The sequence below is a fragment of the Actinoplanes solisilvae genome, assembly GCF_003999975.1.
Classification (GTDB): Bacteria; Actinomycetota; Actinomycetes; order Mycobacteriales; family Micromonosporaceae; genus Actinoplanes; species Actinoplanes solisilvae.
The window spans coordinates 75,866-91,079 of sequence record NZ_RJAC01000022.1 but is presented as its reverse complement, the minus strand read 5'-3'; the positions used below and the strand labels follow the sequence as shown (position 1 = coordinate 91,079).

General features: G+C 73.2%; 11 protein-coding genes. 4 read left to right on the top strand and 7 right to left on the bottom strand.

The annotated features are described in order from the left end of the window. The first annotated feature begins 64 nt into the window (after nt 1-64). Together EER30_RS37150 and EER30_RS37145 are read left to right on the top strand one after the other, a co-directional pair. A complete protein-coding gene (locus EER30_RS37150; RefSeq protein ID WP_127505842.1) occupies nt 65-1,477 on the top strand; it encodes a DUF2252 domain-containing protein in 1,413 nt (470 codons plus the stop codon). Between the two features lie 128 nt (nt 1,478-1,605). Further along, nucleotides 1,606-2,010: a pyridoxamine 5'-phosphate oxidase family protein gene (locus EER30_RS37145; protein WP_127505840.1), complete on the top strand. Its 405-nt coding sequence runs from the start codon at nt 1,606-1,608 to the stop codon at nt 2,008-2,010. Between the two features lie 305 nt (nt 2,011-2,315). On the opposite strand, the gene EER30_RS37140 is transcribed toward EER30_RS37145, so the two are convergent. Together EER30_RS37140 and EER30_RS37135 are read right to left on the bottom strand one after the other, a co-directional pair. Then, nucleotides 2,316-2,753 carry a hypothetical protein gene (locus tag EER30_RS37140; protein ID WP_127505838.1) on the bottom strand — a complete coding sequence of 146 codons (438 nt, stop codon included), beginning with the start codon at nt 2,751-2,753 and terminating at the stop codon, nt 2,316-2,318. Between the two features lie 118 nt (nt 2,754-2,871). After that, a complete protein-coding gene (locus EER30_RS37135; RefSeq protein WP_127505836.1) occupies nt 2,872-3,825 on the bottom strand; it encodes a pirin family protein in 954 nt (317 codons plus the stop codon). A gap of 708 nt (nt 3,826-4,533) precedes the next feature. Between EER30_RS37135 and EER30_RS47520 the strand changes: the two genes are divergently transcribed. After that, nucleotides 4,534-9,723 (top strand): hypothetical protein, encoded by a 5,190-nt coding sequence (locus tag EER30_RS47520; RefSeq protein WP_164842613.1) that lies wholly within the window; start codon nt 4,534-4,536, stop codon nt 9,721-9,723. Here EER30_RS47520 and EER30_RS37125 read toward each other — a convergent pair. The 5 genes from EER30_RS37125 to EER30_RS37105 all read right to left on the bottom strand — a co-directional run bounded on the left by EER30_RS37125 (nt 9,720) and on the right by EER30_RS37105 (nt 14,937). Then, nucleotides 9,720-10,709 carry a GGDEF domain-containing protein gene (locus EER30_RS37125; protein ID WP_127505834.1) on the bottom strand — a complete coding sequence of 330 codons (990 nt, stop codon included), beginning with the start codon at nt 10,707-10,709 and terminating at the stop codon, nt 9,720-9,722. The two genes, EER30_RS47520 and EER30_RS37125, sit on opposite strands and share 4 nt — an antisense overlap. 38 nt (nt 10,710-10,747) lie before the next feature. Further along, nucleotides 10,748-11,599: an EamA family transporter gene (locus tag EER30_RS37120; RefSeq protein ID WP_127505833.1), complete on the bottom strand. Its 852-nt coding sequence runs from the start codon at nt 11,597-11,599 to the stop codon at nt 10,748-10,750. Nucleotides 11,600-11,663: 64 nt separating this feature from the next. Then, the gene (locus EER30_RS37115; protein ID WP_127505831.1) at nt 11,664-12,848 is read right to left on the bottom strand and encodes an ABC transporter permease; all 1,185 of its coding nucleotides are present in this window, start codon (nt 12,846-12,848) and stop codon (nt 11,664-11,666) included. Continuing rightward, nucleotides 12,845-13,582 (bottom strand): ABC transporter ATP-binding protein, encoded by a 738-nt coding sequence (locus tag EER30_RS37110; RefSeq protein ID WP_127505829.1) that lies wholly within the window; start codon nt 13,580-13,582, stop codon nt 12,845-12,847. The genes EER30_RS37115 and EER30_RS37110 overlap by 4 nt, the downstream gene beginning before the upstream one ends. Then, nucleotides 13,579-14,937: an efflux RND transporter periplasmic adaptor subunit gene (locus tag EER30_RS37105; RefSeq protein WP_127505827.1), complete on the bottom strand. Its 1,359-nt coding sequence runs from the start codon at nt 14,935-14,937 to the stop codon at nt 13,579-13,581. Before EER30_RS37105 ends, EER30_RS37110 begins: the two co-directional genes overlap by 4 nt. Before the next feature lie 80 nt (nt 14,938-15,017). On the opposite strand from EER30_RS37105, the gene EER30_RS47515 reads away from it, so the two are divergent. After that, nucleotides 15,018-15,194, top strand: coding sequence for a hypothetical protein (locus tag EER30_RS47515; RefSeq protein ID WP_164842612.1), 177 nt, complete (start codon nt 15,018-15,020; stop codon nt 15,192-15,194). The last annotated feature ends 20 nt before the right edge of the window (nt 15,195-15,214 follow it).

Below are 15,214 nucleotides of genomic sequence, written 5' to 3'. Positions count from 1 at the left end.
TCCTTGAGGAGGGGAGCTACCCACCCCTAGTTGATCTATCCGACGAGCCTTATGGTGGGCCGTGATGGAACCAGCAACAGGGCATGTCGTTCTCGAGACCGCCGACGACGGGGGTTTCGCCTCGCTGCGCCTGCCCGCCCGGTCGCGCTCGGAGCGTTACGCGCTGGGCCGGTCGCTGCGCGAACGGTCGCACCGGTCCGAGATGGCGTTCTGGTCGGTGCCGCCCGGCCGCGTCGACCCGGTCACCCAGATCATGCAGGCCAACGCGGGCCGGCAGCCGTGGCTCGTCCCGCTCCGCGTCGGCCGCATGGTCGCCTCGCCGTACGCATATCTGCGGGGTTCGGCCAACGTGATGGCCGACGACTTCGCCTCGCTGCCCGCGACCGGCATCACGCCCGTCATCTGCGGCGACGCCCACCTGGGCAACTTCGGCTTCTACGCCTCCCCCGAACGCGAGCTGGTGTTCGACCTCAACGACTTCGACGAGGCGCACCCCGGCGCCTGGGAGTGGGACCTCCGACGTCTCGTGACCAGCGTGTACGTGGCCGGGCGGCAGAACGGGTTCAAGGAGAGCGCCTGCGGCGACGCGGTGCAGCACTGCGTCGAGGAATACCAGATGCAGATCCAGCACCTGGCCGAACAACCCCTGCTGGGCCGCTCCTTCGACCAGATGGACATCGACCGGCTGCGCTCGGCGGCGTCGCGGGCCAGCTTCCGCGCCGAGATCGACCGGGCGGCGCGACGTGCTCGCCGCCGCACGAGCGACCGGGCGCTGCCCCGCTTCACCGAACGCCGCGACGGCACGGCCCGGCTGGTCGAGGAGCCGCCGCTGATCACGCGGCCCTCCTCCTCCGATCTTGACCAGCTCGCCGAGGCGCTGGACGGCTATCTGAACACGCTGCCGCCGCACTGGGCCCGGATTCTCGCCGGCTACCGGATCGTGGACATCGCGCACAAGGTCGTCGGCGTCGGGTCGGTCGGATTGCGGGCATACGTGGCCCTGTGCGAGGGCAGCAGCCCGTCGGACGTGGTGTTCCTGCAGCTCAAGGAGGCCCGCCGCTCGGTCGTCGCGAAACACCAGCACGGCGACGCGGCCTGGCACCGCCACCAAGGACAGCGCGTCGTCGAATACCAGCAGGCACTGCAGACGGTGTCCGACCCGCTGCTCGGCTGGGCGACCGTCGGCGACCGGCAGTACTACGTGCGGCAATTCCGCGACATGAAGGGCGCGATCGTCGTCGAGGGCATCGACGCGCGGGCGCTGGGCGACTACGCGGGCATCTGCGGTTACCTGCTGGCCAAGTCCCACGCGCGCACGAGTGGAGCCTCGATGATCGCGGGCTACATCGGCGGCAGCGCGAAGATGGCCGAGGCCCTGGTCCGCTTCGCCCGCACCTACGCCGACCAGGTCGAGCGGGACCACGCCGAACTGGTGACAGCGGTCCGCCGAGGCATCCTGCCAGCAGAAACCGCCTGACCCGGCAGCGGTTTCCCCTCGCTCCGCGATGCTCGCCGCCGCGCGCCACCCTCCCCCAGCCGCGCGCCGCCCTCACCCGCGGCGCATGATGATCAAATGATTTCCCGTACGCCCGTCAGGCTCCCGCGGTGAGCGGCCGCGTCACTCTCGACAACCCCGCCCTGCTCGAGTTCTGGACCGAACGACACCTGTGCACCCTGACCACGCTGCGCGCCGACGGCTCCCCGCACGTGGTCGCGGTCGGCGCGACCCTCGACCCGGCCGCCGGACTGGCCCGGGTGATCTCGTCGTCCACGTCGGCCCACGTCCGGCATGTCCGCGCGGGCCAGAACCGGGTGGCGATCTGCCAGGTGGACGGCGCTCGCTGGTCGACTGTCGAGGGCCTGGCCGTCGTCCGCGACGACCCCGACGCGGTGGCCGAGGCGGTGGAGCGTTACGCCGCCCGCTACCGCACGCCGCGCCCCAACCCCGCACGCGTAGCGATCGAGGTCACCGTCACGAGGATCCTCGGCTCGAGCCGCTTCACCGCCTGAACCCGGGGCTTGTTCCGCCTGAGCGTGATCAACGTGGAACGGGCCGGTAAACCTTACGGATCGTTTAAATACCCCTTTTAGATCTTCTTGCACGTGCGTAGTGGAAAGCCTTCGCGGTGGAGGTGGTCTGCCACCCAAGCCCGTGCCCCATTACGCCGGTAGCGATGACGGTGGCCACGCAACCGGCCGCACAAGAGCGGCCCGACGCCGGCTCGCCTGAGACGCCTTCGAACCGCGCGGCCGGCGTAACCGAAGCCGAGGTCCACGGCGATGGCCGCCCGGGGTTGGTCTCGACGGCGGACGCTTCAGATGCGGCCGTCCGAGGTGAACGGGCCCACCTTGGCCGGCAGGACCAGGCCGGCGGCGGCCAGGGCGGTCAGCAGGTCGTGGAGCTGGCCTCGGGACAGGGCGTCGTGGCCCGACACCTCGGGGTGGGGCACGCCCAGGGCGCGGGCGGCCTCGATCGCTCGGGTGCCGATAGCTGCCTCGACGGCCCACAGGCGGTGAGCGCGCATCGCCAGGTGGGCGGAGGCGATGATCTCGCCGTGCAGGCGCAGGAGGCGGCGCAGGTCGGCGGCGAGCTGTTCGATCGGCGGGCCCAGCGGTACGGGTGGTTGTGGCCGCAGCGCCGACCAGCGGTCGACTATCGCATCGCACCACCGGGGCGCGAAGACCAGGAGCGCGCCGAGCAGCGTCGGCGCGGCCACGATCAGGGCGAGTTTTCCCACATCCCAGACGTTCACTGATGCTCCCTGCGAACGGCGGACAAGGCCGTACCTTCGACGATCCGCCCGCAGCCGGACAGCGTCAACCCGATTGCCTCACACATCGCACCGGCCGTGCGCCACCCGTCAAAACCGATCAGCGGGTGCGGCCCCGGGGCACGAGGCGGCTGATGGGCATCGCGGGGGCGGGCAGGGGATCGCCGTCGTAGCCGTGGACCTCGCCGAAGCGCGGGGTGTGGTCGGACCAGTCGGCTCGCATCTGGACTATCTCGTCGTGATCTCGGGCGACGAAGTTCCACCACATGACCAGGCGTTCCTCGAAGGGCTCGCCGCCGAGCAGCAGCAGGCGGGACGCGGAGCCGGTGGCCACGCGGACGGCGTCGCGGCCGGAGCCCAGGTAGAGCAGCGGGCCGGGTTTCAGTGTGGCGTCCTCGACCGTGGGGGCGCCGTCGAGGGCGAGTAAGGCGTACTCGAAGTCTGGTCTCAGGGTCAGCGTGGACTCGGCCGAGGGGGCCAGGACGATCTCGGCGCCGACCAGGGGTGTGTGGCAGATCGCGGGCGAGGTGACGCCGGCGAAGGTGCCCATCAGGACCGTCGTGGTGAGGCCGTTCTCGCTGACGACGGGCAGGTCGTCGTGGTGGGCGAAGGCGGGGGCCATGTCGCGCGCCTGGTGGGGCAGGGCGACCCAGAGCTGGACGCCGTGCAGGGTCGGCGTGTGGCTCTCGGGAGTCACCTCGGCGTGCGAGATGCCGCGGCCGGCGGTCATCAGGTTGAGCTGACCGGGACGGATCTCGCGCACGTTGCCGAGGCTGTCGCGGTGGAGCACCTCGCCGGCGACCAGCCAGGTGACGGTCTGCAGGCCGGTGTGGGGGTGCGGGGCGACGCGCATGCCCCCGGAGCCGGCGATGTCGTGGGGGCCGTAGGCGTCGAGGAAGCACCACGCGCCGACCATGCGCCGCTGACGGTTGGGCAGGGTGCGGGTGACGGCGAAGCCGCGCGGGCCGCCGAGCGCGACCGGGGCGCCCTCGAGGAGCTCCAATGTGGCCGGGGCGGACAGGCCGACCTCGGGGTCGGCTTCGAAGCTGCTCACACCGAAGAAGTTACTCCGAGGGTGTGACAGATGAGGAGAGTGGCGGAACGGCGGCGGGGAGTTAGCCCGCCGCCGTTCCTTTCCCGGCACGACCGCGCAGGCACGACCTCACATCGGCATGGGGGGCAGGACGATGTGAGCGTTCGCGTGGCGTTTGCGCGATTGGCGGCCATCTAGAGACGGGGGCGGCGGCCGCCGGCCGGGGGGACTTCGGTGTGTGGCTGAGGGGGCCCGGGGCGGCATCGTCCCGGGCGCCTCTCCACCGTGACACGCATAGCAACATGATCCGTTTCTGCGGAGAGTGTGGTTCGCCACTGGCGGCGGGCCTTAGTTACTCGTCCGTATCCTCAGAACGGGTTTAAGACTTGCTTAAGTTCGGGTCGCCGATCCCCGCCGCGCGCGGCGAAAAATCTGTACGACAGCCGACACCTTTTGAACCGTGCGCCGCTGGTCCACGTACTCTCCGCCGAAGAACAAGCCCGGGGGAGCGACCTGACCGGACCGCAGCTCGGTCCCGGCCCGGTCGCAAGGTCGCGGGACGCGCTCCTGGGGGTGGTGGCGCGGCCCGCAAATCCGTGGTTAACCTTCCACATCCACCGCGTGGGAGGGGACGATCCGGGCACGCGTGACGAACGGGGGGCCAGGCATGCGGCGACGGGGTGAAGGGCATCCCCCCTGGCGCCGTGAGCACGTCCCGGGAGCCGCGGCATGAGCTTCGAGGACGACGAATACTGGGACGAGGAATACTCCGAGTACTCCATCGTCCCCAACGCGGCCGTCGTTCAGGAACGGCAGTACCAGCGACGCGACACTCCCGAGCCGGTCATCCCCACGCGCCGGGGCGGCCCCGAGTCCCCGGTCGACGAGCTGGCCGCCCGCCGCCGTCGCCGCTCGCAGGGCAACGCCGGTTCAGATCAGCCGCGTACGCCGCAGGTCGCCTTCGACTCGCAGCGGCCGAGCTGGCTCGACGACCCCGACTTCGTGCCGATCGACACCTCGCAGCCCAACCTGGCCGGCGACGACTTCGCCGACGTCGACTTCAACCGGCCCGAGCTCGGCGCCGATTTCGACGCGCCCGACACGACGTACGCCGAATCGACCTCGCGGCGTCCCGACGAGCGCTACGGCCTGCACGACGACATCGACGAGCCGTACGACCATCGCGACCTGGTGGCGTACGGACACGGGCCGAACCCCGGGGTCAAGACGGTCAGCCGCAGCGACGAGGAGGAGCGGCCGGCCGGCCGGTGGCGGCAGGGCTCCACTCAAGATCGCCGGCCCGCTCAGGGACGCCGGCCGGCTCCGGACGGGCGGCCCACTCAGGAACGTCGGCCCGGCGACTCGCAGCGGCCCGCTGACCAGCGGCGTTCCGGCGACGAGCGGCGGACCGCCGACGAACGCCGTCCCGGTGATCCACGCCGTCCCGGTGATCAGCGCCGTCCCGCTGAGGAGCGGCGGACCCCTGACGAGCGCCGTCCCGCTGACGAGCGCCGTCCCGCTGACGAGCGCCGTCCCGCTGACGAGCGCCGTCCCGCTGACGAGCGGCGGACCGCTGACGAGCGGCGTCCCGCCGCGGAATGGCGGCCCGCTCCGGAGCGGCGCCGCGAGGAGGAACGTCCGGCTGCCAGTGGGCGCGCTCGGGTGCCCGAGGCGCGGCCGGCGGACTCCCACGACCTTTACCGCCGTCCTCGGGACCGTCCGCGCGAGGACGCCTACGACTACGACGAGCGGCGCCGCCGTCCCTACCCGGACGAGGGCGTACGCCGTTCGGGCGAGCGCACGGCGATGATCTGGGACGAGGTGGCCGACCCACGGACGGGACCGGACGGACGGCGTTCCGGGCCGCCCCCCGAGGTGGGCGAGCGGCGCACCGACGACCAGCGCCGCGAGGCCGGCGAACGGGACGTGCGGTCGCGCCGCCGCGACGAGTACGGCGACCGGCGCGCCGACGACCCGCGGCGTCGCAACGACTACGACGAGCGTGGCCCCTGGCCGGGTGACGCCGACGGACGACGCCCGTACCCGTCCGACGCCGACGAGACCGACGAACGCCGGCGTGGCCCGCGCACGATCGAGGGCGAGATCGTCGACGATCGGCGCGGCCCCGCCCGCGAGACGAGGGACGACAACCGTCGATCGGCGCCCGCCGCCCGCGAGACGTGGGAGGGCGACCGTCGGCCCGCCGGTGGACGCGAAGGCTGGGAGGAGCGGCCCGCCGCCCGTCCGGCCGCCCGCCGCGAGTGGGACGAGGACCGGCGGTCGGCGCCCGCGGCCCGGCGATCGGCGGACTGGAGCGACGAACGCGGCTGGGACGACGGCAACCCCGTCGGCGGCCAGGGCTGGACCGGCGACGGTGGCGTGGCCGACCCGGGCTGGGCTGCCGCCGGGGCTGGTCCGGAGCGACGGGAGATGCTTCCGGCGGCCGAGCTGCAAGGGCCGCCTGCCGAGCCGTCGGCTGTTCCGCCCGCGGCGCAGTTCGCGGGAGCGCAACCTCAAGCACAGCCGCAGCCACAGCCACAGCCTCAGTCGGCGACGCCGCCGCCCGTCCGGCAGTCGCCGCCGGCGCAGGCCGCGCCCGGGCGGCAGACGCAAGAGGTGCCGGTCGTGCACGGGAAGCCGTCGGTGCCCGCGGCACCGGCCGCGCGGGCGAACCCGGCCGACGCGCAGGCTGCGCCCACGGTCGAGGAGGACGCCGCCGCCGGCACCCGTGCGGCCGGCCAGACCGCTCCCCCGGCCACGCCCAAGGTCATCGGCAAGGAGGAGCCGCCGCCCCCGCCACGCGTCGTCAAGAAGGCCGAGCCGTCGGAGGCGCCCCGCGTCGTCGGCACGCACGCGCCGACGCCCGCGGCCCGGGTGATCAGCCCCGCTCCGGCCCCCGTCACGCCCGCGCCGCAGCCGCCGGCCGTGCAGCCGCGGCCCGCTGCCACCCCGCCACCCGTCGCGCCGGCGCAGCCTCAGGTTGCTCGCGCTTCGGTACCGCCACGGGCGCCTGAGGCTCCGGCCGCCCCCGGCCGGGAGGCTCCGCAGACCCCGGACGCCGCGCCGCGCGCGCCCCACGCGCCGGCTGCTTCGGGCCAGGGTCCGGTTCCGCCGGCTGCTGTCGCGGCGGCGGGGCAGGGTCCCGCCTATGGTCCCGTTCCCCCGAGGCCGGCACAGGTTTCGGCGCCCCGGGGCGGGCCCGGCGATCAGGGCCGAGCGTTCGAGCAGTCACCCGCTCGTGGGCCCGTTCCGCCGCAGCCGGGTCGCGAGGCCGCGGCGCACTCCGACCAGCCGGGTGGACCGCAGGGTCACTTCGACCGCTCGCCGTGGGAGACCGATCCGCGGCTCGAGATTCCGCCGGGTCAGCGGTCGCGCCGCAGCCCTCGCACCGCGCACGTCTTCCTCTCCGAGGGGGAGGACCCGTGGGCGATGGTGGCCGACGAGGCGCCGCCCGCCGCGGTGCCGACCAGCGGGCTCAGCCGACCGGTGTCGCCGGCCGCGCCTCGACCCGCCGCGGCTGTCCACGTTCCACCGGGTCACGGCGTGCACGGGCCCACTCCCGTTCAGGGCTCGCCCCTGGTTCCGCGGCCGGCCGCGACGCCGCCGTCGATCCCGGTGCCGCCGATGCAGCGGACTGCTCCGCCCAGTGTGCCGGTCTCACCGTCGACGCCGCCGCCGGCCGCGCCGAACGTGCGGCCCGCTGTGGCGCCTCCCGCGGCGGCTCAGGGTCAGGTCCCGGCCGGCCCTTCCGCGCCCGTGGATCGCCCGAGCGAACCGGCCATGCCTGTCGCACGTCCGAGCGAGCCTCAGCCGGCGCCGAGGCCTGCCTACCGCGACGCGGACCAGGCCGTGCCGGATCAGCACGCCCCGGCTCGCCCGGGGGCCGAGCAGCACCACGAGAACGCAGAGGACGCGGCCGGGCACAAGACGGGCGGGGACTTCTTCCGGCGAGCGGTGGACAAGCTCTTCGGCGGTCCGGAACGACACGCGACGGATCACCAGCCGCCCACTCCCCCGGCCCCGGTCCAGCAACCGCCGGTCCAGCAACCGCCGGTCCAGCAACCGCCGGTCCAGCAACCGCCGGTCCAGCAACCGCCGGTCCAGCAACCGCCGGTCCAGCAACCGCTGGTCCAGCACGCCCCGGCTCCGGCTCAGCCTGTTGCCGAGCAGCGCCCCGTGCCCGCCAAGCCGATCTCTTCCCCGCCGGCCCCTCAAGTCCCTGCGCCGCAGGTCAACCCGAAACCGGCCGGCGATTCGGCGTGGGCGCCGCCTCCGCCGGGAGGGACGGTCACGGGCCGGCCGACCACGCTCGCCACGGCGCCCGTGAGCGCGCCGCGCGGCGACCGGCCACCGGTCGCGACGCCGCAGGTGGGCAGCCCGCGTCCGGTGAGCGCACCGGCGGATCCACGAGCCGACGCGCCGACCCAAGCGCTGACACCGCCACGGATCGCCGACACGCATCCGGGCGTACCGAACGACGGTCCGAGCGGCCCCAAGATGTCGCCCACTCCCCCGGAACAGCTCGCCGCGCCGGAGGCCAAACCAGCTCCGGCGGCGCAGCAGACTCCCCGCGTTCCGGCCCAGCGGTCCCCGATCGAGGCCCCGCAGCAGACGGCGAGCCCCGCGCCCACGGTGAGCCCCGAGCCCACGGCGAACCCCGAGCCCACGGAACCGGACCGCCGGTCCCGGCACGCGGGGCCGGACAACGGCGGCCGCATCGAGCAGGAGGGCCCCACGGCGAACGACCCGGCTCGCCCGGGAGCGCACGCCGCGCCGTACATGGATCCGGACGGCACGCTGCACAACCTGCGGCCGATCGGGAAACTCGTCGTGTCGGGGCCCGACGCGCCCAAGCGGACGGCGGACACCGAGTTCGGCGGGCAATGGTTCACGGCCAAGCCCGAAGACGCCCAGCCCGCGGAAGCCAAGCCCGCGGAAGCCAAGCCCGCGGAAGCCAAGCCCGCGGAAGCCAAGCCTGCGGAAGCCAAGCCTGCGGAAGCCAAGCCTGCGGAAGCCAAGCTCGAAGACGCCGCGCCCGCGGAAGCCAGGGTCGAAGACGCCAAGCCCGAGTTGGCCCAGCCCGATCCGGCAAAGCCCGTCGAGGAGCCGGGAACGACCGAGCAGGAACCGGCCGGCGACGTCATCGACCTGGACGTCACCGATCTCGTGCAGCGGATGTCCAGCACCGGCGAGCAGCAGGCCGTCCGGGAGGAACCGTCCAACGACGCCGAGTCCGTGCGCGCGCGGATCGACGAGCGGATGTCGGCCCAACGGGACGCCCGGCAGGCCGCCGGTCCCCCGACCGAGCCCGAGAAGGCGCGTCCCACCCTGTCCGCGGCCGACCTCGAGGCGATTCGCTGGCGGCTCGACGGTGGCACGCTGCGCGAGGTCGTCGACAACAAGGACGCCCTGCGTGAACTGGGTGAACGCCTGGACGGGCCGCTGGCCGACGAGGTCGACAACGTCACCAAGTCCGGGTTGCTGAGCGTACGGGCCGAGGTCTACCGGCTGCTCGGCGAGCTGGGCATGGCGGCCGCGGCGAGCCGGCTGGCGCTGGCCCACGCCGAGTCGGCCCGCGATCTTCAGTCCGAGGTGATCGCGCAGGCCGAGCTGGCGCACATCCTGCGGCTGCGGGGCGACTTCAAGGAGGCGGACCGTCTCTTCGCGAAGGCGACCGGCGCCGAGGTGCCCGAGACGCTGCGCAGCGTGGTGCACGAGAACGCGGGTCGTTCCTGCTTCGACCAGGGCCGGCACATGGAGGCCCTCGATCACTTCGCCCGGGCCGTACGGCTGGGTGGGCCGGACGACGCCGAGCTGGCCGCACGGGTCGGGGTGTGCTTGCAGGCCGTCTACATCCACGTGCTGCGCGACGGCTGGGGCCCGTACCCGCGCACCCGCGAGGACATTCTCGGCGGCTAGACGGCGAGGGCCGTACGCCCTCGGCCTTGTTCTTTGGCCTCGTAGAGCGCGGCATCCGAGGCGCCCGTCAACTCGGCGGGTGTGGAGGCGTGCTCCGGGAACAGGGCGATGCCGATGCTCAGGCCGGGGGACCCGCCGGGAAGGGCCGCCCGCACCTCGTCGGCGGCACGCTGAGCGCCGAGAGCGTCGGTGCGCAGCAGCACGGCGAATTCGTCACCGCCGAGGCGGGCGACCACGTCCTCGTCGCGCCGTGCGACGCCGCGCAGGGCGGCCGCGATCGCCTGCAGCGCCTGGTCGCCGACGGCGTGCCCCCAGGTGTCGTTGATCTGTTTGAAGTGGTCGATGTCGACGGTCAGCATGGCGAGGCTCTCCCCGCCGCGACGGGCCCGGGCGACGGAGCGGACCAGCTCGGCGTCGAAGGCGCGCCGGTTGGCCACGCCGGTCAGCGGGTCGGCGAGGGCCTGCGACTCGAGCACCTCGCGAAGGCGGTCGTTGCGGGTGCGCAGTGACGCCACGAGGAAGCCGGTGAGGCTCAGGGCGACCGTCACCGAGATCCAGTCGGCCAGTGCGCGGCTGGGGGTCAGCGACGTGAACGCGACCGCGGCGTGTCCGGCCGAGACCAGCACCAGGGTGATCGCGGCGTTGCGGTGGCTGAGGAAGTTGGCCGCGTAGAGGACCGGCCACAGGTAGAAGAGCTGGGAGCCGGCGGTGGCGTCGTGTGAGACGAAGTTGAGGCCGGCGATCGAGACGGTGGCCAGGAACGGCGCGATCAGCCACCAGACGCGCGGCAGGCGGGCCGGGCGCCACCGCGCCATCGAGCCGACGCAGGCCGTGAAGACGCAGGTGATCGAGATGGTGACGACCCAGCCGAGCGGGTGCTCGTCGGGCAGCACGATGCCGGTCAGGAAGACGGCGGGCGCGGCGGCCAGCATCAGGTAGCCGACGCTGTGCGCGGCCCCGTGCTGGTCACGCAGCTGGTAGTGCACCCCGGAAGAATCGGCAGCGGCCGCCCGGAGCTGAGGGTTCAGACGGCCACCGAGCGACGGCGGGCCAGGGTCACGCCCGCGCTGGCCAGGGTGATCAGGATCAGGGCGACGATCTCGCCGGTCCCGAGGCGCTGGTGCAGGATCAGCAGTCCGGCGATCGCGGCGGCGGCCGGTTCGAGGCTCATCAGAATGCCGAAGACCCGGGTGGGGATGCGGCGCAGCGCGTTGATCTCCAGGCCGTAGGAGAGCACCGACGACAGCAGGGCCACCGCGACCGCGCCGATGAGCAGCGACGGACGATCCAGTACGGCGGTGGCGCCGCCCGCGCCGAACGGCAGGACGAGCACGGCGGCGACCGCCAGAGAGACGGTCAGGCCCCCGGTTCCGGGTACGAGGCTGCCGAGACGGGCGCTCAAGACGATGTACGCCGCCCAGAAGAGCCCGGCCACGAAGGCGAGGATCAAGCCGCTCGCCGGGGCCGACCCGCCGCCGTCGAGGCCGAGCAGCAGCACGCCGACGGCGGCCAGCCCGGCCCACAGCAGGTCGACCATGCGACGGGTCTGCACCAGGGCGAGCAGCAGCGGGCCGAGGAACTCGATCGTGACGGCGGTGCCGAGCGGCACATCACGCAGCGACAGATAGAAGATCAGGTTCATGCCGGCCATGGCCACGCCGAGCATCGCGGCGGCCAGCCAGGCGGTCCGCGACCACGTACGGATCTTGGGGCGGGTGACCACGGCCAGGATCAACGCGGCCAGGAACAGGCGCAGGAAGGTCACCCCGGCCGCGCTGAGGTCGTCGAAGAGGCCACGCGCGACCGCGCTGCCGACCTGCACGGACGCGATGGCCAGCAGGACCTGCGCGGGCGCGGGCACGTCGATCTTCCTCATGTCGATGAAGCCTTCCCGGTCGGGCCGCCGACCGCGCGGGTGGCCGGACCGGGGGTGCCGCCGGTCACTCGGTGCGCAACGCCACCACCGGGTCGAGCCGTCCGGCGCGCTGGGCGGGCACCACGCCGAAGACGATGCCGACGATGGCCGAGACGCCGAAGGCCAGCGCGAGCGACCACCAGGTGATGGTGGCCGGTACGGGGGTCAGCCCGTCGACCAGCAGCGCGGCGGTCACGCCGAGGGCCATCCCGAGCACGCCCCCGATCGTGGTCAGCAGCACCGCCTCGAGCAGGAACTGCACGCCGATGTCGCGGGGCCGGGCGCCGACGGCCTTGCGCAGGCCGATCTCCTTCGTCCGCTCGCGCACCGAGACCAGCATGATGTTCGAGACGCCGACGCCGCCGACGAGCAGGCTGATGCCGGCGATCGCGGCGAGCACCCCGGTCAGCACACCGAGGATGTCGCCGAGCACGCCGAGGATCTGCTCCTGGGTGACCGCGCTGAAGTCGGTGTCGGGGTGCCGTTCGCTGAGGGTGGCGACGACGGCCGAGGCGAGCGCGTTGATGCGTTCGCGGTCGGGGGCACGGATCGCCAGACCGTCGATGCGGTCGGTGCCGAGCAGCCGCTGCGCGGCGGTCACGGGTACGTGGACCTCGCTGTCACGGTCGACGCCGAGGCTCTGTCCGAGCCGCTCGAAGGTGCCGATGACCCGGAACCGGACGCCGCTGATCGTGATCTGGCGGCCGATCGGGTCGCGGTCGCCGAAGAGCGCGCTGGCGGTACCCGCGCCCAGCACCGCGACGCGGCGGCCGGTCGTCACATCCGTACGCGTCAGGTAGGCGCCGCGGTCGAGCCGGCGTACGAAAACGCTCGGGGTGGTCTCGAGAACGCCCTGCATGCTGGCGAACGCGGAACGGGAACCGGCCCGGATCGTCTCGCCCGAGGCGACGGTGACGGCGACCCGGTCGCGATCGCCGACCACGCGGGTGACGGCCTCGGCGTCGTCGAGACTCATCGTGGACGCGGTCGGGGCAGAACCGGCTTCGAGCCGGCCCGGGACGACGAGCAGCAGGTTGGAGCCGAGGCCCTCGACCTGCTGCTCGATCTGCCCCTTGGTGCCGGTGCCGATGCCGACCAGGGCCACGACGGCGGCCACGCCGATGACGACGCCGAGCATGGTGAGCACGCTGCGCAGCCGGTTGGCCCGCAACGCGTCGAGAGCGACCCGCCAGGCCTCGGCTAGCCTCACCGGTCACCTTCCGCATCCGAAATATCCGGTGCGGACGGGAAGGGCGAAATGTTCAATGAGGGGGAAGAGGAGGGATCCACGATCAAGCCGTCGCGCATGACGATCTGGCGGTGGGCTCGGGCGGCGACGTCGCGGTCGTGGGTGACCAGCACCACCGCCACGCCCTCGGCGTTCAGCGACTCGAGCAGGCCCAGCACCGACTGGCCGGTGGTGGTGTCGAGATTGCCGGTGGGCTCGTCGGCCAGCAGCACCGACGGGTCGGTGACCAGGGCGCGGGCGATCGCCACCCGCTGCTGCTCGCCGCCGGACATCTGGTTGGGGCGGTGGTCGAGGCGGTGAGCCAGGCCGACGCGTTCGAGCATCGCCGTCGCGCGGGCCCGCCGCTCGCGCCGGCCGACGCCCCGATAGACCAGCGGCAGCGCCACGTTGTCGCGGGCGGTCGTGCGGGCCAGCAGGTGGAACGACTGGAAGACGAACCCGATCGTCTCGTTGCGCAGCTTGGCCATCTCGGCCGGATTGAGCGTGGCCACGTCGCGCCCGCCGATCAGCAGGGTGCCGCCGGTGGGCCGGTCGAGGCCGCCGAGCAGGTGCATCAGCGTCGACTTGCCCGAGCCGGACGCCCCGACGATCGCCACGTAGTCGGTCGGCTCGATGGTCAGCGACACGCCACGCAGCGCCTCGACGGAGACGCCGTCGAGATCGTAACTGCGGCTGATGTCGTCGGCGAGGATCATGACGTGCGGTCGCCCGGCTGGATCTGGTCGGCGCCCGACACCGCGATCCGCTGCCCCGCGTCGAGCCCGCCGGTGACCTGCACGACGTCCTCGCCCTGCACCCCGAGCGTCACCGGCACCCGCTCGTAGCGATCGCCGCGCACGGTCCAGACCGTGTCACGCCCGTCCACGTTGATGATCGCCGATGCGGGCACGGTGACGGCGTCGTCGGCCTCGCGCACCTGCAGCCGCACAACCGCGCTCATCCCCGGCCGCGGCGTCGGCGCGGTTCCCCCCTGCGCGTTCTTCCCGGCCGCCAGATCAAGCCTGACCTTGTACGAGACCCCGCCGCGGCTCGACGTCGTCGGCAGCAGATCGATCGAGCGCACAGCCGCCTCGTACGTGGCCCCGGTCGCCGCGTCGAGCTCGACCGTGGCCGCGACCCCCGGCTTGACCAGCAGCACGTCGGTCTCGTCGACCTCGGCGGTCAGGCCGAGCCGGCTGACGTCGACCACCGTCATGATCGGTGTGCCCGCGGCGACGTACGCGCCCTCCGGGACGGCCGTGTCGACCCCCGGCAGGCCCGCCCCGCCGCCGGCCGCGGCCGGAGCAGCGCCGCCCGCCGACAGCAGATCGGTCAGCGACGACGTGGTGCCCCCGGAGACGCCGCCGAACTGCACGACCCCCGCGACCGGCGCCCGCAGCGTCAGTGCCTCGACGGCCGCGTCGGCCAGGTCGTAGGCCTGCTGGGCCTGCAGGCGCTGGGCGGTGGAGAGCGAGTCGACCGCCTCGCCCAGCGACGCCACCCCGGTCTGCACCGAGCGCATCACCTCGGCCGCCGCGCTCGAAGCGGCCTCGTACTGCTCCTCGGCCGCGGTGACCTGCTTGAGCAGCACCTGCCGCAGTGCCGGGTCGGTGATCTTGGCGGCGGCCGCGCGGGCCTCGGCGAACGACTTGGCCGCCTGCCGATCGGTCCGGTGGCGTACGGCGGTGAAGCCGGACGTATCGGCGACGGCGGAGCCACCACCGCTCGCCTGGTCGAGCGCGCGCTCGGCCGAGCGGCGGCGGGCCTCGAGGTCGGGGGCGTCGATCACGGCCAGGACCTGGCCCTTGCTGACCCGCCTGCCGGGCTCGACGCGCAGGTCGTCGAGGGTGCCGGCGGCGGGGGCGCTGACCGTGGCGGCCGCCCGGGCGGTGACCGAGCCGGGCGCCTCGACGATCTCGGCCACGGTGCCCCGGGACGCTTCGCCGAGGCGTACGCCGGTCTGCTCGTCACCGCAGGAGGCAGCGGTCGACGAGATCAGGAACAGCCCGGCAGCGGCGAGCACGAGGGGACGGGAGCGGCGGCGCGGTTGATCGCGGGACACGCACGCCACTCTATGCCGATCGCCGGAATGAACCGTGTGGCCTGCTCAATCCGTACTACTGCTCGCACAGGAAACAAAGAAGGTGAGTAATGCTGAGAGCCGACGAGCTGACCGTCGTGCACCATGACGACACGGAAAGCCGGTTCGTCGACGTGCGCTACACGTTGACCAGGGAAGGGCTGTGGTTGATCACCGCGGCCGGGGGCGAACGCCACTTCCCGCCGCACGAGGTTCTGACCACCCATGCACGAAGGCGGGCCGCATAGCAGCCCGCCTTCGAGGAAAG